Below are 17,116 nucleotides of genomic sequence, written 5' to 3'. Positions count from 1 at the left end.
CGCCATGACGATGACGACACGACGCGAAGCGATGGCGCTGATCTCGGGCGCGCTCGCCGGCACAACGCACGGCGGCCGCGCCTTCGCCGAGGGCGCGCCGAAGAAGGGCGGCACCCTGCGAATCTCGGCATCCGCCAACCCGTCGAGCCTCGATCCCGCGACCGGCGGCGCCGGCTCCGACCACGCCTTCCTGTTCACGATGTACGACACCTTGACCGAGTGGGAGTTCGACACGCTGAAGCCGAAGCCGGGGCTCGCCGAAAGCTGGAAGTTCACCGATCCCACCACGCTCGTGCTCAACATCCGACCTGGGGTCACCTTTCACGACGGCACGCCGCTCGATGCGGAAGCGGTGAAGTTCAATCTCGAGCGCAACCGCAGCGATGCGAAGTCGAACATCAAGGCCGACCTGGTGTCGGTGTCGTCGGTCGAGGTCACCGGACCGCAACAGGTGACGCTGAAGCTGAAGTCGCCGGACACGGCGCTGCCCGGCATTCTCTCCGACCGCGCCGGCATGATGGTGTCGCCGACTGCGCTGAAGGCGGCCGAGGGCGGCATCGTCACCCGCAAGCCGGTCGGCGCCGGCGCCTACGCTTTCGTCAGCTGGGCCGACGGCGAGAAGATCGTGGTCAAGCGCAACGAGAAATACTGGAAGCCGAACCGGCCTTACCCTGATGGCATCGAGTTCTCGATCATCCCGGAACTGACCACCGGCGCGCGCTCGGTCACCGCGGGCCAGAACGATCTGATCTACCAGCTGCCGCCGCGGCAGAAGGCGATCATCGAGCGCGCCTCCAGCGTCAAGGTGGTGAACGGACCGACGCTCTACGTATTCCAGATCTTTCTGAACTGGGCCAAGCCGCCGTTCGACAACCCGAAGGTCCGGCAGGCCTTCAACTTCGCGATCGATCGCGAGTCCTTCGTCAAGGGCGCGCTGGCCGGCCTGGCCGAGCCCGCCTACATGAACCTGCCGAAGTCGCACTGGGCCTATGACGCCGAGGTCGCAAAGCTCTATCCCTACGATCCCGGCCGGGCGCGCAAGCTGCTCGCTGAGGCCGGCTTCAAGGAGGGCACCCAGATCGAGCTCGGCGGCTATCCCGACCAGGACTCGGTGCAGCGCCAGGAAATCCTGATCGAGCAACTCCGCAAGGCCGGCATGAACCTGCGCTTCGTCAACGCGCCGGTCGCCGAGGCCTCCGCCGCGTTCTTCGGCCCGGAGAAGAAGGGCTCTGGCCTGCTCGCGGCTTGGACCGGACGGCCCGATCCGAGCCTGACCTATTCGCTGATGTTCACCAAGGACGCCTATTTCAACGGCGGCCGCGCGCCGGTGCCGCCGGAACTCGAGGCCGCGATCAGGGAGTCGCGCGCCTCCGAGGACATCGACACCAGGCGCAAGGCGTTTGCCGCCGTGCAGCGGTTGGTGATGGAAAACGCGCTCGTCGCGCCGCTGGCGTTCCAGTTCGAGCTGGTCGCGATGAACAAGAAGGTGCAGGGCTATCGTCCGAACCTGCTCGGCAAGCCGAAATACGACGACGTCTGGCTGGAAGGTTAAACCATGGCGCGACGGTCACCGGTCAGGGTCGTCGGCAGCCGCCTGTTGCAGGCGCTGCCGGTAATCCTGCTCGCGACCTTCATGGTGTTTGCGCTGCTGAAGCTGGTGCCCGGCGACATCGCCGTGACATTGGCCGGCGACAACGCCACCGACGCACGCATCGCCGAGATCAAAAATATCTACGGGCTCGACCGTCCGTTCCTGGTGCAATACGGCGCCTGGCTCGGCAAGGTCGCGCAGGGCGACCTCTCGCAATCGCTGCTGTCCGGCGAGAAGGTCGCCGACTCGATTGGGCGTGCGTTCCCGAACACCCTTCTGATCGTGGTGATAGCGATGCTGCTGGCGCTGCTGACGGGCATCCCGATGGGCGTGCTCGCCGCGATCAAGCCGAACGGCTGGGTCGACAAGGCGGTCAGCCTGATCGCCTCGCTCGGCGTCGCCATCCCCGGCTTCTGGCTCGCCATGATCCTGGTCGCGGAATTTTCCCTGAAGCTGAACTGGCTGCCGGCGACCGGCGCAAAGGCCTTCAGCGCCTCGCCGGTCGAGGCGGTCAGGCACGCGCTGCTGCCGGGGATTGCGATCGCGGCTTACGGCATGGCCGAGGTCGCGCGCCAGCTGCGCGGCGCGCTGCTCGAGGTGCTGTCGTCACAATATGTCCGCACGCTGCATGCCAAGGGGCTGTCGATGTCGCGCATCCTCTGGCAGCACGGGCTGAAGAATGTCAGCGTCAACCTGCTGACCATCATCAGCCTCTTGGTCAACCGCATGCTGGCGGCGACCGTGGTGATCGAGGCGGTGTTCGCGATCCCCGGCCTCGGCAGCCTGATCGTCCGCGGCGCGATCCAGCGCGATTTCCCGATCGTGCAGGGGGTCGTCTTCACCATGGTGGTGGTGGTGATCGCGGTCAATCTGGTCACCGACCTGCTGTGCGCTGCCGTCGATCCGAGGATCGAGCAATGACCGACACGGCGCTCGGGTCCCTGAAGGCACCGGCACGGCCGACGCGGCTGCGCCGCTTCGTGCGCTGGCTGGTCGGCGATCTCCGCGCCGCGCTGTCGATCCTGGTGCTGCTGGTGCTGGTGATCGTCGCGATCGGCGCGCCGTGGATCGCGCCCTATGCGCCGACCGCGCAGGACGTCAACAACATGCTGGCGCCGCCGGGGCCGGCGCATCTGCTCGGCACCGACGATCTCGGCCGTGATGTGCTGTCTCGCCTGATCTACGGCGCGCCGGCCACCGTCTATGCCAGCCTGCTCGCGGTCGGCGTTGCAGTTCTGATCGGGCTGCCGGTCGGCCTGGTCGCCGGCTATTTCGGCGGCTGGATCGACGACATCATCAGCCGCGTCATCGACACCTTCTTATCCTTCCCCGCGATCGTGCTGGCGATCGCGGTCACCGGCGCGCTCGGCATCGGGCTGACCAACGGCATGATCGCGGTCGGCATCACGATGTTCCCGGCGCTGGCGCGGATCGTCCGCGCCCGCACGCTGATCGTGCGGCAGGAGCTCTATGTCGATGCCTCCAGAGGCTTCGGTGCGCCAACCTGGCATGTGCTGTGGCGCCACGTGCTGCCGAACACACTGCAGCCGGTGATCGTGCAGGTGACGCTGCTGCTCGCCGCGGCGCTGCTCGCCGAAGCCAGCCTGTCGTTCCTCGGCCTCGGCATCCAGCCGCCGAACCCGAGCTGGGGCGCCATGCTGGCGCGCGCCTACCAGTACATGGAGATCGCGCCGGAGCAGATGTACGCGCCGGGCCTCGCCATCCTCGTCGTTTCGCTCGCCTTCAACGCGCTGGGAGAATCCTTGCGTATCGTGCTCGATCCGACCATGAAGGATCGCTGAGGGATGGGATATCTCGCCGCGCGCACCTTCACCTCGCCCCGCCTGCGGGGAGAGGTGAAAAGATCAGTCGTTTGAGAGTTCAACGGAACCGACCATGTCCTTCAAGAAATTGCTGATCGCCAACCGCGGAGAAATCGCTATCCGCATCGCCCGCGCCGCTAATGAGAGCGGCCTTGCCACGGTCGCGATCTATCCGGCCGACGACGCTGCCTCGCTGCATGTCCGCGCCGCCGACGAGGCGCGCGAGATCCCCGGCCATGGCGCGCGCGCCTATCTCGACATCGAGGCGGTGGTCGCGGCGGCGAAGGCCGCGGGCTGCGACGCGCTGCATCCAGGCTACGGTTTTCTCAGCGAGAACGCGGCGCTGGCACGGCGCTGCGCCGAGGAGAAGATCAGCTTCGTCGGCCCGTCGCCGGAAGCGCTCGATTTGTTCGGCGACAAGGCCACGGCAAAGGCGCTGGCAAAGAAATGCGGCGTGCCTGTTATTGCCGGTACATCGGGCCCAACCACACTGGACGAGGCAAAAGCCTTCTTCGCCTCACTCGGCGCCAATGCGGCCGTGATGATCAAGGCGATCGCCGGCGGCGGCGGCCGCGGCATGCGGGTGGTCGAGGACGCGGCAAAACTCGCGGAGGCCTATGCGCGCTGCCAGTCGGAGGCCAAGGCGGCATTCGGCAGCGATGCCGTCTACGTCGAGCGGCTGATCCGCAAGGCGCGTCATATCGAGGTACAGATCATCGGCGACCGCTTTGGTGCGATCAGCCATCTCTGGGAGCGCGAATGCACCATCCAGCGCCGCAACCAGAAGCTGATCGAGGTGGCGCCGAGTCCGTCGCTCAGCGATGGCTTGCGCGCGCGCATCATCGAGGCGGCGAAGCAACTCGCCGTCGCCGCCCGCTACGACAATCTCGGCACCTTCGAATTCCTGGTCGATGACGAGGCCGGCGAAGGCGAGGGCGCTTTTGCCTTCATCGAGGCCAATCCGCGGCTGCAGGTCGAGCACACCGTCACGGAGGAGGTGCTCGGCGTCGATCTGGTGCGCTCGCAGCTCGCGGTCGCCGCCGGCGCGACGCTGGCCGCGCTCGGCCTCGCGCAGTCCGCCGTGCCGCTGCCGCGCGGCTACGCCATGCAGCTTCGCGTCAACATGGAGGTGATGGACGAGAAGGGGGTGACAAAACCGACTGGCGGCACGCTGGCTGTATTCGACCTGCCGTCCGGGCCCGGCGTCCGCGTCGACACGTTCGGCTATTCCGGCTACCGCACCAGCGCCGCCTTCGACTCGCTGCTGGCCAAGGTGATCGTGCATTCGCCCAGCCCGAAATGGTCCGACGTGGTGCATAAGGCCGCGCGGACCTTGCGCGAATTCCGCATCGGCGGCGTTGCCACCAACATCCCGTTCCTCGGCGCGGTGCTGGCGCACCAGAGCTTTGCCCGCAACAAGATCAGCACCAACTTCATCGACACCCACGTCGCGGCGCTGGTCGGTGCGGCCGAGAATCTTGCCAAGCCGCTGGTCGAAGTGGCTGAGGCGGCTACGACCAAAGCCGCGGTCGCCGAGACCGCACCGGAAGGATCACTACCGGTGCCCGCGCCGCTGCAGGGCACGATCGTGGCGATCGAGGTCGTGGAGGGCGATCTGGTGCGTCCCGGCCAGCAGATCGCCGTGCTGGAATCGATGAAGATGGAGCATCTGGTCACCGCCCCGCATGGCGGACGGGTGACGAAGATCGCCGGCGGCCCGGGCCTCACGCTGATGCATGGCGAGCCGATCCTATTCATCGAGCCGGCCGAGGTCGACGGCCATACCGCGGAGGCGGAGGCCGCGATCGACCTCGATCACATCCGTCCTGATCTCGCCGAGCTGATTGCGCGCAAGGCGATCACGCTGGACGAGAACCGTCCCGCCTCGGTCGAGCGCCGCCGCAAGACCAACCAGCGCACCGCGCGCGAGAACGTCGCGCATCTGGTCGACGAGGGCTCGTTCGTCGAATACGGCTCGCTCGCGATCGCGGCGCAGCGCCGCCGCCGCAAGGTCGAGGACCTGATCAAGAACACGCCGGCCGACGGCCTGATCGCCGGCGTCGCCACCGTCAACGCCAAGCATTTCGGCCCCGAGGGTGCGCGCTGCATGGTGATCGCCTACGACTACACCGTGCTGGCGGGCACCCAGGGCCACATGAACCACAAGAAGATTGATCGCATGCTCACGCTGACTGAGCAGTGGCGTCTCCCGCTGGTGTTCTATGCCGAGGGCGGCGGCGGCCGTCCCGGCGATACCGACCGGCTCGGCATGACCGGTCTCGACGGCCCGTCCTTCGTGCAGTTCGCAAAGCTCTCCGGCCTCGTGCCTGTGGTTGGCATCGTCTCCGGCTACTGTTTTGCCGGCAACGCTGCGATGCTCGGCGTCTGCGACGTCATCATCGCCACCAAAAATGCCTCGATCGGCATGGGCGGCCCGGCGATGATCGAGGGCGGCGGGCTCGGCGTCTATCATCCGGCCGAGGTCGGCCCTGTCTCGTTCCAGTCGCCGAACGGCGTGATCGACATTCTGGTCGAGGACGAGGCCGAGGCGACGACGGTGGCGCAAAAATACCTGTCCTACTTCCAGGGCGCGGTGCAGAACTGGACCGCGCCGGACCAGCGGCTGCTGCGCCGCGCGATCCCGGAGAACCGGCTGCGGGTCTACGACATCCGCACCGTGATCGATCTGCTCGCCGACGAGGGCTCGGTGCTGGAACTGCGCCGCGATTTCGGCGTCGGCATGATCACGGCGTTCATCCGCATCGAGGGCAAACCGTTCGGCCTGATCGCCAACAACCCAAAACATCTCGGCGGCGCCATCGACGCGCCGGCCGGCGACAAGGCGGCGCGCTTCATGCAGCTCTGCGACGCCTTCGACATCCCGATCATCTCGCTGTGCGACACGCCCGGCTTCATGGTCGGCCCGGAGGCCGAGAAGACCGCGATCGTGCGCCACGTCGCGCGGATGTTCGTCACCGGCGCCAGCATCACCGTGCCGCTGTTCGGCATCGTGCTGCGCAAGGGCTACGGTCTCGGCGCGCAATCGATGATCGGCGGCGGCTTTCACGCCTCGTTCTTCACGGTGGCCTGGCCGACCGGCGAGTTCGGCGGCATGGGCCTCGAAGGCTACGTCCGCCTCGGCTTCCGCAAAGAGATGGAGGCGATTGAGGATCCGGTTGAGCGCGAGAAATACTTCCAGACCAAGGTCGCCGAGCTCTACGCCAACGGCAAGGCGGTCTCGATCGCCTCCGTGCTCGAGATCGACGAGGTGATCGACCCCGCCGACACCCGGCACTGGATCATGGCGGGCCTTCGCTCGGTGCCGAAGGTCGAGCCGCGCACGACGCGGAAGCGGCCGTGCATTGATGCGTGGTAGCCAGCATCGTGTGAGGTGAGCACGCTCTCAGGCTCCCTCTCCCCTTGCGGGAGAGGGTGGGGAGAGGGGTGGCCCCGGGCGAGATGATCGATGGGTGCACTGCTCTGGCAATCGTTCATCGCTCGCCGCTACAATCGATGTGGAGAATGCACGCCGTGTGGCACCCCTCTCCCTAACCCTCTCCCGCAGGGGGAGCGGGAACCCTTCCGCCGGTGCGCCCCCAACTTTCTTTGCGAGAGCTACTCCAGCCGCAACTCCACATACCCCTTCGCCGCGACCTCGTCGCACCTGGCGCGGTAGGCCGGCGCGCTGCCGCTGTAGCGGGCGACGATGCGGGTCTGCTTGCCTTCGACGTTTCGGTTGATGCCGGTCATCCAGGAGTCGACCTCGTTGGAGAGCAGGCCGACGCCGAGCGCCTTGACGTGATCGGTCCAGGCGGCGGTGCCCGCCGGCGTGGCGTCGAGCAGCGTCAGGCCCTTCGCGGTCGCGAAACGGAGCAGGCCGGTGACCCAGTCGACGCTGTATTCGATGCTGCGCGGGATGTTGCCCAGCGCGGTGTGCGGGCCCATCAGCATCATCATGTTGGGGAAGCCGTCGACCATCAGCCCGAGATAGGTCTCCGGCCCGTGCGTCCATTTCTCCTTCAGCCGCGCGCCGCCGCTGCCGCGCAAATCGATCGCGTCAAAACTGCCGGTGATGGCGTCGAAGCCGGTGGCGTAGATGATGATGTCGAAGGCGTAGTCGTTTTCGGTGGTGCGGATACCCTCTGGCGTAATCCGCTCGATCGGCGTTTCGGTCAGGTCGACCAGATCGACATTGTCCTGGTTGTAGACCTCGTAATAGAAGGTCTCGAGCGGCACGCGGCGGGTGCCAAAGCCGTGATTCCTAGGGATCAGCTTCTCGGCCACCGCCTGGTCCTTGACCCGCTCGCGGATCTTTCGCGCGATGAAATCGCTGATCGTCGCATTCGCCTTGCGGTCGATCAGGATGTCCTTGAAATTGCCCTGCCAGATGCCGAAGCCGCGCTCGCCATAGAGCTTCTCATAATTCGCCTCGCGCTCCGCATCGCTGACCTCGAAGGCGCCGCGCGGATCGGGCGTATGAATGAAGCAGGCGAAGGTCTCCTGGCAGCGCGCAAAGATCTTCGGATAGCCGGCCTTGATCTTCGCCTGCGTTGCGGCGTCGATCTTGCCGTTGTGCAGCGGCGCGGCCCAGTTGGCGGTGCGCTGGAACACGGTGAGGTGGCCGACCTCGCCGGCGATGGTCTGGATGGTCTGGATCCCGGTGGCGCCGGTGCCGATCACGGCGACGCGCTTGCCGCCAAAATCCACCTTCTCCTTCGGCCAGCGCGCGGTGTGGAACGACTGGCCCTTGAAATCGTCGCGGCCCTCGATGCGCGGCAGCGTCGGTGTCGACAGCGGGCCGATCGCGGTGATCAGGAAGCGGCAGCTGTAGCGCGCGCCGCTCGCCAACGTCACGTCCCAGCTTCGCGTCGCGTCCTGGTAGATCGCGGCCGCGACGCGGCTCTCGAACTGAATGTCGCGGCGCAAATCGAACTTGTCGGCGACGTAGTTGCAGTAGCGCAAGGTCTCCGGCTGGCCGGCGAAATGCTCGGACCATTCCCATTCCTGCAGCAGCTCCTTCGAAAACGAATAGCCGTAGGAATAGCTCTCGGAATCGAAGCGCGCGCCGGGATAGCGGTTCCAGTACCAGGTGCCGCCGACGCCGGTGCCGGCCTCGAACACCCGCGTTTTGAGACCGAGCTCGCGCAGCCGGTAGAGCTGATACATGCCGGACAGGCCTGCGCCGATGACGATGACGTCGTAGTCCACTGCCGCCGTCTGCGACGGAGTTGTGTCTTGACGCTGTGCGGCCACCTGGCGCTGCTCCCCGGCTCGTTGCTTGCCGGCAAGGCTAACCGGTCTCGCCGCCGCCGACAAACATGGCAAAGCGGGGCTGCTATCGCGATTTGCCGGGTTCGATGTCCCAGATACGACATTCCGTGTGGCGGACGGCGCGCGCCGCAGCTTTACTCGGCCGCGGGATTCCCTCTATCGTCCTGACAACACGATCGCCCGTGAAGCGGCGGCGGAACCGGCGGGAGGCAAGCGATGGGAGAGGCGCTGCGCTGGCCGACGTCCTTGGACGTCAGCGACCCCCACCTCTATCAGGACGACGTCTGGCGCCCGCTATTCGCGCAACTGCGTCGCGACGACCCCGTGCATTACTGCGAGGCCTCGCCCTATGGGCCGTATTGGTCGGTGACGCGCTACGACGACATCTTTGCGGTCGAGCTGGATCACCAGAATTTCTCCTCGGCCTCCGAACTCGGCGGCATCCAGGTCGCCGATCAGCCGAAGGGCCAGGAGCGGCCGAGCTTCATCCGGATGGACCCGCCCGGCCACACCGCGCAGCGCCGCACGGTGGCGCCGATCGTGGCGCCGTCGAACCTCGCCAATTTCGAGGCGCTGATCCGCACCCGCACATCCGCCGTGCTCGACGCGCTGCCGCGTGGCGAGACGTTCGACTGGGCGGAGCGGGTCTCGGTCGAACTCACCAACATGATGCTGGCGACGCTGTTCGATTTCCCTTACGCCGACCGCGCCAAGCTGACCTGGTGGTCGGATGTCGCGATCGCCAATGTCGAGTCACCAGACGCGGTGGTGCATTCGGAGGCCGAACGCACCGCCGAGCTGATCAAGATGGGCGAATATTTCCGCAGGCTGTGGGATGCGCGGATCGATGCGCCGCCGACCTTCGACCTGGTCTCGATGCTGGCGCATTCGCCGGCGACGCGAAACCTGGAGCCGCGCGAGTTCATCGGCACCATCGGGCTTTTGATCGTCGGCGGCAACGACACCACGCGCAATTCCATGAGCGCGGGGCTGCTGGCGCTGTGCGAGAACCCCGAACAGTTCGAGCTGGTCCGCGCGAGGCGCGAGCTAATCCCGAGCCTCGTCTCCGAGACCATCCGCTATCACACGCCGGTGATGCACATGCGCCGCACCGCGCGCAACGATGTCGAGCTCGCCGGCCGCCGGATCAAGCAGGGCGACAAGGTGGTGATGTGGTACATCTCCGGCAACCGCGACGAGGACAAGATCGAGCGTGCCGACGAATTCATCATCGACCGCGCCAAGCCGCGCCAGCATCTCGCCTTCGGCGCCGGCATCCATCGCTGCGTCGGCGACCGCCTCGCCGAGCAGCAACTCCGCATCCTCTGGGAGGAGGTACTGCAGCGTGATCTGCGTTTTGAGATCATGGGCCCGCCGCAAAGGCTCTATTCCAATTTCATCCGCGGTATACGAAGCTTGCCGATGAGAATCGTGAATTGAATTTTGTTTGCAAGTCATTCCGGCGCACGCGAAGCGTGAACCCGGAATCTCGAGATTCCGGGTTCGATGCTTCGCATCGCCCCGGAATGACGGGATGGTGAGAACAAGGAACAAGAATGAAGAACGATCCCGTTGACGTCCTGATCATCGGCGCCGGCGCCTCCGGCGCCGCGGTGGCCTGGAGCCTCGCCGACACCAAAATGCATATCCTCTGCCTCGATCAGGGCGGCTGGATGAATCCATCAGAATATCCGAGCACCGGCCGCGACTGGGAAGCCAAATTCTACGGCGAATGGTCGTCGAGCCCGAACGTCCGCAAACGGCCGGAGGATTACCCGATCAACGACGACAACTCGCCGATCAAGGTGGTGAACTACAACGCCGTCGGCGGCTCGACCGTGATGTACACCGCGCACTGGCCGCGGCTGCATCCGTCCGACTTCAAGGTGAAGACGCTCGACGGCGTCGCCGACGACTGGCCGATCGATTACGACTCGCTCACCCCGTTCTTCGAGGAGAACGACCGCATGATGGGCACTTCGGGCCTATCGGGCGATCCCCTGTCGCCGCTGTCGCATCCGCCGATGCCGCCGCAACCGCTCGGCCTGTCCGGTCCGCTGATCGGCCGGGCGATGAACAAGCTAGGCTGGCACTGGTGGCCGTCGGATACGACAGTGGCGACGATGGATTACGAGGGCAGGGCGCGCTGCATCAATCTCGGCCACTGCACGCCGGCCTGCGCGCAGGGCGCGAAAGCCTCGACCGACATCACCTACTGGCCGCATGCGATCCGCGCCGGCGTCGAGCTGAAGACGCATTGCCGGGTGCGCGAGATCCTGACCAACGACGAGGGCATGGCGACCGGCGTCGTCTACTACGACAAGGACGGCGTCGAGCAGTTTCAGCCTGCCGAGGTCGTGATCGTCGCCTGCAACGGCGTCGGCACGCCGCGGCTGCTGCTTAACTCGGTCTCCGGCAAATTTCCGAACGGGCTCGCCAACTCGTCGGGCCTAGTCGGCAAGAATTTGATGTTCCATCCCTATGCGCAGATCTACGGCTATGTCGCCGAGCCGACCGACTCCAACCGCGCGCCGCCGACCTGCCTGTGGAGCAAGGAGTGGTATGACACCGACCTCTCGCGCGGCTTCGTCCGCGGCTACGGCGTCCAGTTCGTGCGCGGCGCAGGGCCGGTGTTCGAGGCCGTGGTCAGCGAGCAGAAGGGCATCCTGCCCTGGGGCAAGGATCACCACCGCGTGTTCCGCAGGCTGAACGGCCACCGGCTCGGCTTCTCCGCGATCTGCGAGGATCTTCCCGAGGAGCACAACCGCGTCACCCTCGATCCTGATCTCAAGGACGGCCACGGCATTCCCGCGCCGAAGATCGACTACACGATCAGCGAGAACAGCCGGAAGATGATGGACCACGCGCTGGCGCGCGGCCGCGAGGTGCTGGAAGCCGCCGGCGCGACCGACCTCTGCATCAACTCGCCGATCCCGTGGGGCGGCTGGCATCTGCTTGGCACTGCGCGGATGGGCACCGATCCTGATCGTTCCGTGGTCAACGAATGGGGCCGCTCGCACGACGTGAAGAACCTCTTCATTGTCGACGGCAGCATCTTCGTCACCTCGGGCGGCGTCAACCCGACCTCCACCATCCAGGCCCTCGCGCTCTACATCGCCGACCAGATGAAGCAGCGCCTCGCCAATCTGTTCGATTGAGACCGACATGCCCGACAGCACTGAACTGACAGCAGCCCAGCGCGCCGACCTCCGCACCGTCGCCGCGATGATCATTCCCGACAGCTCTGAGTACAAGGTGCCGGGCGCCGACGATCCCGCAATCCAGGCCGATATGCTGGCGACGCTCGGCCGCGACACCGCACAGGTGGCGAGGGCGCTCGACCATCTGGCGAAGCTTGCCGGCAAGCCGCTCGCCGAGCTCGACGAGGTGAAGCGCGACGCGGTGGCGCAGGAGTTTCGCGCCACCGGCGGCGCGCCGGCCGCTACGCTCGTCCGGGTCGTGCTGCAATGCTACTACCGCGACGACCGCGTGCTGCGCTCGCTCGGGCTCGAGCTGCGCGCCCCATTCCCAAAGGGTCATGTACTGCCGGACGGCGATTGGTCGCTGCTCGATCCGGTCAAGGCGCGGGGCGGTGAACTCAGGCGGGCGCCCTAACGGGGCGGGCTGCGCGGGGGGCGTAACCACTTGCGGCGGCGGGAACCGGTCACCATCTGTGGAGACCAAAGGAATCTCGCCATGCTGGATTTTACCTCAGATACCGCCGGTGACAGGCCGTCACCGCGGACGGCTGACGCTGCCCCGGACGACCGGGTGTTGCTGGATGCCTATTCCAATGCTGTGATCGACGTCACCGAACGGGTCGGCCCGGCCGTGGTCCGGGTCGAGACCGGGCCGAAAGTGCGCAATGCGCGCGAGCGCGGCGGGCTCGGCTCGGGGATCGTGATCTCGCCCGACGGGTTCGTGCTGACCAACAGCCACGTGGTCGGCTCGTCGAGGGAGATCCGGCTGCGCGACACCGAGGGTTTCGTCACGGACGCCCATGTGCTCGGCGTCGATCCCGACACCGACCTCGCGCTGCTGCGCGCCGACGGCGCGCGCGATCTGCCCTATGCCTCGCTCGGCAATTCCAAGACCTTGCGGCGCGGCCAGCTCGTGGTCGCGATCGGCAATCCGCTCGGCTTTGAATCGACTGTCACCGCCGGCGTGGTCTCCGCGCTGGGACGCTCGATCCGCTCGGTCAGCGGACGCACCATCGAGGATGTGATCCAGACCGACGCTGCGCTCAATCCCGGCAATTCCGGCGGGCCGCTGGTGTCGTCGCAGGGCGAGGTGATCGGCATCAACACGGCGATCATCAACGGCGCGCAGGGCATCTGCTTCGCGGTCGCCAGCAACACCGCGCAGTTCGTGCTGTCGGAGATCATCCGCCACGGCTATGTCCGCCGCGCCTTCATCGGCGTCGCCGGCCAGACCGCGCCGGTGCCGCGGCGCCATGCGGTGCTCGCCGGGGTCGAGAACAAGATGGGCGCGCTCATGATGCAGATCGAGCCGGACAGCCCGGCCGCGCGGGCAGGGCTATTGCCGGGCGACGTCGCGATCAGGCTCGACGGCATCGAGATCCACGGCGTCGACGACCTTATCCGCGCCCTCGATCACAGCCGGATCGATCGGAAGCTGTCGATGGACGTCCTCCGCCTCGGCCGTCTCCGCGCGATCGACATCCACCCAATCGAACGGAAGCCCGCGAAGCAGTGAGGGCGAAGCGGTAGTGAATGAGAGCCCATCCGCGGGCTCCGCTGCACCCTCTCCCCTTGTGGGAGAGGGTCGCTTCGCGCAGCGAAGCGGGGTGAGGGGTATCTCTCCGCGAGCTGGTCTGTGGAGACAACCCCTCATCCGGCGCTGCGCGCCACCTTCTCCCACAGGGGGAGAAGGCAAGAGAGGCACCTCCGTCGTGGCTACCGCAGTGCCGCCAGCAGCTCGTCCGGCTGTTCGACCATCATCATGTGGCCGGCGCCCGGCAGCACCACGGTCCGCGCATTCGGCGTCGCCGCGGCGAGCGCCTTGCCGGCCTTGGCGGGGGTCATCATGTCGCGCTCGCCGAGCACGAAGGTCACGGGCACCTTGACCTGCGCGGCGGCCGCCAGCGCGTTCTGGTAGGCGTTGCAGGCGTTGAGGTCGTTGTACAGCACGCCGGGCTTCGCCTCCTGCAGCACCCGCTGCGCGCCCTGGTGCATCCAGAGGCCGGGCGCCAGGCTGCCGCCGAGCTCGGCCTTGAAACCGAGGCCCCAGATCGAGACCATGTCGATCGCCGCAGCGTCGTTGGCCTCGGCGGCCTTCAGCAGATCGGGGCCAACCGTCATAGTCGCGGCGGTGCCGATCAGTGCGAGGCCGGAGACCTTGTCCGGATGCCGGGCCGAGGTCTCGAGCGCGATCAGCGAGCCCATCGAGTGGCCGATCAGCCGGGCCTTCGCTGCGCCGGCCGCCGTGATCAGCGCTGCGGTCCAGTCGGCCATCTCGGCAATCGTCGCCAGCAGCTTGCCGGCGGAGCGGCCGTGGCCCGGCAGGTCGGGCGCCAGCACGGCAAAACCGTGATGGGCGAACCAGCGGCTGTGCAGCGCCCAGGTCGAGGAATCGAAGCCGGCGCCGTGCAGCATCACCACCGCCGGCAGTGATGGGTCGAACGGCTTGCCGCCGGTGGCAACAAAAGTGTCGGATCCGTTGACGGACAACTGCATGGCTCAAGCCCTTTGCGAGGCGCGCAGCGCCTGGCCGAGATCGTCGATGATGTCCTGTGCGGTTTCGATGCCGACCGACAGCCGCACCAGCTCCTCGCCGATCCCGGCGGCCTTGAGCTGGTCGGCATCCATCTGCTGGTGCGTGGTCGAGGCCGGATGGATCACCAGCGTCTTGGCGTCGCCGACATTGGCGAGATGGCTGATCAGCTTCAATGACTCGATGAACTTCTTGCCGGCGGCGCGCCCGCCCTTGATGCCGAAGCTGACGATCGAACCGGCGCCGCGCGGCAGCAGTTTTTTCGCGAGCGCATAGTCCGGGTGGCTCTCCAGCGACGGATGCAGCACCCAGTCCACCGCCTTGTTCGTCGTCAAGAAGTCCAGCACAGCGCTGGTGTTGCTGACGTGGCGGTCCATGCGGACGCCGAGCGTCTCGATGCCTTGTAGCAGCTGGAACGCGTTGGTCGGCGACAGGCAGGCGCCGAAATCGCGCAGGCCTTCGGTGCGCGCACGCATGATGAACGCGGCCTTGCCGAACTGCTCGTCGAAGACGATGCCGTGATAGCCGGCATAGGGCTCGGTGAGCTGCGGAAATTTGCCGGAGGCGCGCCAGTCGAACCGGCCGCCATCGACGATGACGCCGCCGATCGCGATGCCGTGGCCGCCCATCCACTTGGTCGCGGAGTTCATCGTGATGTCGGCGCCGAGCTCGATCGGCTGGCTGAGATAGGGCGTCGCAAACGTGTTGTCGATCAGCAGCGGAATCTTCGCGTCATGGGCGATCTGCGCGACCGCGGGGATATCCAGCACTTCGAGGCCGGGATTGCCGATGGTCTCACCGATCACCAGTCGGGTGTTCGGCTTGATGGCGGCGCGGAACTCGTCCAGCGCGCGCGGCTTCACGAAGGTCGTGGTGATGCCGAAGCGCGGCAGCGTGTGCGCCAGGATGTTGATGGTGCCGCCATAGAGCGATGCGGAGGCGACGATGTGGTCGCCGGCATTGAGCAACGTCGCGATGGCCAGGTGCATCGCGGCCATGCCGCTGGCGGTGCAGATCGCGCCGACGCCGCATTCCAGCGCGGCGATGCGCTCTTCGAGGACTGCGGTCGTCGGGTTGGAGATGCGGGTATAGATGTGGCCGGCGCGTTCGAGATTGAACAACGCTGCGGCATGATCCGCATCCTGGAACACGTAGGACGTGGTCTGATAGATCGGCACCGCGCGGGCGCCGGTCGCGGGATCGGGGCGCTGGCCGGCATGCAGGCTCAGGGTTTCGAAGGCAGGCGGCTTGGGTGCGGGCATGCGAAACTCGTGTGATCAGTCGGTGAGGATGGTTCGTTCGCGAAGAGTCTTTTGTTTGACGCGTTTTCTTTACGCGAACCGGGGGTCCACTTCGCTTGAAAACGCTACGTTATACGTGAACTGCGGTGCGAACACGGCCGATATTGCCGAACACGCGCAAATAGCGCTCGACCTCGGACGGGATGCCGGTCGCCTTCTCCGGATTGTCGGAGAGCTTGACGGCCGGGCGGCCGTCGACCGACGTTACCTTGCAGACGATCGAGATCGGGTCGAGCTCGGTCGAGCCGTCGGGCGCGCAGCCGACGAAATCATTGGTGAGGTTGGTACCCCAGCCAAAGCTGATGCGGACGCGTCCCCTGAAGTGATGGTAGGTCTCCTCGATCGAGCCGACGTCCATCGCATCGGAGAACACCAGGAGCTTCTCGCGGGGATCGCGGCCCTTCTGCTTCCACCAGGTGATGATGTCTTCGCCGGCTGCGATCGGCGGCGCGCTGTCGGGACGAAAGCCGGTCCAGTCCGCCACCCAATCCGGCGCATCGCGCAGGAACGGCTTTGTGCCGAACGCGTCGGGCAGCGCGATCAGCAAATTGCCGCCATAGGTGTGGCGCCACTGGTCGAGGATGCGGTAGGGCGCCCAGCGCAGCTCCTCGTCGGAATTGGCGAGCGCGGCGGCCACCATCGGCAGCTCATGCGCGTTGGTGCCGATCGCTTCGAGATCGTTGTCCATCGCGAGCAGCACGTTCGACGTCCCGGTGAAGGAGGAGCCGAGCCCTTCCTTCACCGCCTCGACGCACCAGCGCTGCCACAGAAAGCCATGGCGGCGGCGGGTGCCGAAATCGGACAGCCGCAGGCCGTCCAGCTTGCGCAGCCGCTCGACCTTGGCCCACAGTTTTGCTTTGGCGCGGGCGTAGATGACGTCGAGCGCGAAGCGGCCATAGTCCTTGGTCGCCGCGCGCGAGCGCAGCTCGTTGAGGATCGCGAGCGCCGGGATCTCCCACATCGTGGTGTGGGTCCAGGGCCCGTGGAAATGCAGCTCATACTGGCCGTCGACCTTGTGCAGCTCGTATTCGGGCAGGCGGAAGGTCGAGAGCCAGTTGATGAAGTCGGGCGAGAACATCTGGGTCTTGCCGTAGAACGTGTTGCCGGCGAGCCAGATCAATTCCTTCTTGGAGAAACGGATGGTGCGGGCGTGGTCGAGCTGGGCGCGCAGCTCGCCCTCGTCGATGACCTCGGCGAGCTTGATGTGGGTGGAGCGGTTGATCACCGAAAAGGTGGTGCGCGTGTCCGGATAGCATTCCCGGATCATCTGCTGCATCAACAGCTTGTAGAAATCGGTGTCGAGGAGGCTGCGCACGATTGGATCGAGCCGCCAGCCGTGGTTGTAGGTCCGGGTTGCAATATCTGTGACCGTCATGCGGGAACCTTAGCCTGCCGGA

The 17,116-nt window shown here is 66.3% G+C and carries 12 protein-coding genes; 8 read left to right on the top strand and 4 right to left on the bottom strand.

Features of this window, described 5'->3' with window-relative positions:
* Positions 1–4 precede the first annotated feature (4 nt).
* From CI41S_RS41115 to CI41S_RS41100, 4 genes are all read left to right on the top strand, one after another.
* Positions 5–1,552 (top strand): ABC transporter substrate-binding protein, encoded by a 1,548-nt coding sequence (locus CI41S_RS41115; RefSeq protein WP_139864643.1) that lies wholly within the window; start codon positions 5–7, stop codon positions 1,550–1,552.
* 3 nt (positions 1,553–1,555) lie between these two features.
* Positions 1,556–2,512, top strand: a complete 957-nt coding sequence (locus tag CI41S_RS41110; RefSeq protein ID WP_139864642.1) for an ABC transporter permease — start codon at positions 1,556–1,558, stop codon at positions 2,510–2,512.
* A complete protein-coding gene (locus CI41S_RS41105; protein ID WP_139864641.1) occupies positions 2,509–3,393 on the top strand; it encodes an ABC transporter permease in 885 nt (294 codons plus the stop codon). The genes CI41S_RS41110 and CI41S_RS41105 overlap by 4 nt, the downstream gene beginning before the upstream one ends.
* 94 nt (positions 3,394–3,487) lie before the next feature.
* The gene (locus CI41S_RS41100) at positions 3,488–6,790 is read left to right on the top strand and encodes a carboxyl transferase domain-containing protein (protein ID WP_139864640.1); all 3,303 of its coding nucleotides are present in this window, start codon (positions 3,488–3,490) and stop codon (positions 6,788–6,790) included.
* Between the two features lie 239 nt (positions 6,791–7,029).
* Here the strand turns inward: CI41S_RS41100 and CI41S_RS41095 are convergent, their stop codons facing one another.
* Positions 7,030–8,667, bottom strand: coding sequence for a flavin-containing monooxygenase (locus tag CI41S_RS41095; protein ID WP_139864639.1), 1,638 nt, complete (start codon positions 8,665–8,667; stop codon positions 7,030–7,032).
* A gap of 234 nt (positions 8,668–8,901) precedes the next feature.
* Here CI41S_RS41095 and CI41S_RS41090 point away from each other — a divergent pair, with 234 nt between their 5' ends.
* From CI41S_RS41090 to CI41S_RS41075, 4 genes are all read left to right on the top strand, one after another.
* Positions 8,902–10,125 carry a cytochrome P450 gene (locus tag CI41S_RS41090; protein ID WP_139864638.1) on the top strand — a complete coding sequence of 408 codons (1,224 nt, stop codon included), beginning with the start codon at positions 8,902–8,904 and terminating at the stop codon, positions 10,123–10,125.
* Positions 10,126–10,241: 116 nt separating this feature from the next.
* A complete protein-coding gene (locus CI41S_RS41085; RefSeq protein WP_139864637.1) occupies positions 10,242–11,843 on the top strand; it encodes a GMC family oxidoreductase in 1,602 nt (533 codons plus the stop codon).
* Between the two features lie 7 nt (positions 11,844–11,850).
* Positions 11,851–12,300 carry a hypothetical protein gene (locus CI41S_RS41080; RefSeq protein WP_139864636.1) on the top strand — a complete coding sequence of 150 codons (450 nt, stop codon included), beginning with the start codon at positions 11,851–11,853 and terminating at the stop codon, positions 12,298–12,300.
* Between the two features lie 81 nt (positions 12,301–12,381).
* Positions 12,382–13,401: a S1C family serine protease gene (locus tag CI41S_RS41075; RefSeq protein ID WP_139864635.1), complete on the top strand. Its 1,020-nt coding sequence runs from the start codon at positions 12,382–12,384 to the stop codon at positions 13,399–13,401.
* A 200-nt stretch (positions 13,402–13,601) separates the two neighbouring features.
* Here the strand turns inward: CI41S_RS41075 and CI41S_RS41070 are convergent, their stop codons facing one another.
* From CI41S_RS41070 to pncB, 3 genes are all read right to left on the bottom strand, one after another.
* The gene (locus CI41S_RS41070) at positions 13,602–14,381 is read right to left on the bottom strand and encodes an alpha/beta fold hydrolase (RefSeq protein ID WP_139864634.1); all 780 of its coding nucleotides are present in this window, start codon (positions 14,379–14,381) and stop codon (positions 13,602–13,604) included.
* Between the two features lie 3 nt (positions 14,382–14,384).
* Positions 14,385–15,680, bottom strand: a complete 1,296-nt coding sequence (locus CI41S_RS41065; protein WP_139864633.1) for an O-acetylhomoserine aminocarboxypropyltransferase — start codon at positions 15,678–15,680, stop codon at positions 14,385–14,387.
* A 109-nt stretch (positions 15,681–15,789) separates the two neighbouring features.
* The gene (pncB, locus tag CI41S_RS41060; protein WP_139864632.1) at positions 15,790–17,094 is read right to left on the bottom strand and encodes a nicotinate phosphoribosyltransferase; all 1,305 of its coding nucleotides are present in this window, start codon (positions 17,092–17,094) and stop codon (positions 15,790–15,792) included.
* Positions 17,095–17,116 lie beyond the last annotated feature (22 nt).

Source organism: Bradyrhizobium ivorense (assembly GCF_900696085.1).
Taxonomy (GTDB): Bacteria; Pseudomonadota; Alphaproteobacteria; order Rhizobiales; family Xanthobacteraceae; genus Bradyrhizobium; species Bradyrhizobium ivorense.
The sequence above is the reverse complement of the archived record's forward strand: the minus strand, read 5'-3'. Positions and strand labels throughout refer to the sequence as shown.

What these genes read in the sequence shown, in the direction of transcription:
- CI41S_RS41115 (WP_139864643.1), top strand. Translation starts at nt 5, where the DNA reads ATGACGATGACGACACGACGCGAAGCGATGGCGCTGATCTCGGGCGCG.
- CI41S_RS41110 (WP_139864642.1), top strand. Translation starts at nt 1,556, where the DNA reads ATGGCGCGACGGTCACCGGTCAGGGTCGTCGGCAGCCGCCTGTTGCAG.
- CI41S_RS41105 (WP_139864641.1), top strand. Translation starts at nt 2,509, where the DNA reads ATGACCGACACGGCGCTCGGGTCCCTGAAGGCACCGGCACGGCCGACG.
- CI41S_RS41100 (WP_139864640.1), top strand. Translation starts at nt 3,488, where the DNA reads ATGTCCTTCAAGAAATTGCTGATCGCCAACCGCGGAGAAATCGCTATC.
- CI41S_RS41090 (WP_139864638.1), top strand. Translation starts at nt 8,902, where the DNA reads ATGGGAGAGGCGCTGCGCTGGCCGACGTCCTTGGACGTCAGCGACCCC.
- CI41S_RS41085 (WP_139864637.1), top strand. Translation starts at nt 10,242, where the DNA reads ATGAAGAACGATCCCGTTGACGTCCTGATCATCGGCGCCGGCGCCTCC.
- CI41S_RS41080 (WP_139864636.1), top strand. Translation starts at nt 11,851, where the DNA reads ATGCCCGACAGCACTGAACTGACAGCAGCCCAGCGCGCCGACCTCCGC.
- CI41S_RS41075 (WP_139864635.1), top strand. Translation starts at nt 12,382, where the DNA reads ATGCTGGATTTTACCTCAGATACCGCCGGTGACAGGCCGTCACCGCGG.
- CI41S_RS41070 (WP_139864634.1), bottom strand. Translation starts at nt 14,381, where the DNA reads ATGCAGTTGTCCGTCAACGGATCCGACACTTTTGTTGCCACCGGCGGC.
- CI41S_RS41065 (WP_139864633.1), bottom strand. Translation starts at nt 15,680, where the DNA reads ATGCCCGCACCCAAGCCGCCTGCCTTCGAAACCCTGAGCCTGCATGCC.
- pncB (WP_139864632.1), bottom strand. Translation starts at nt 17,094, where the DNA reads ATGACGGTCACAGATATTGCAACCCGGACCTACAACCACGGCTGGCGG.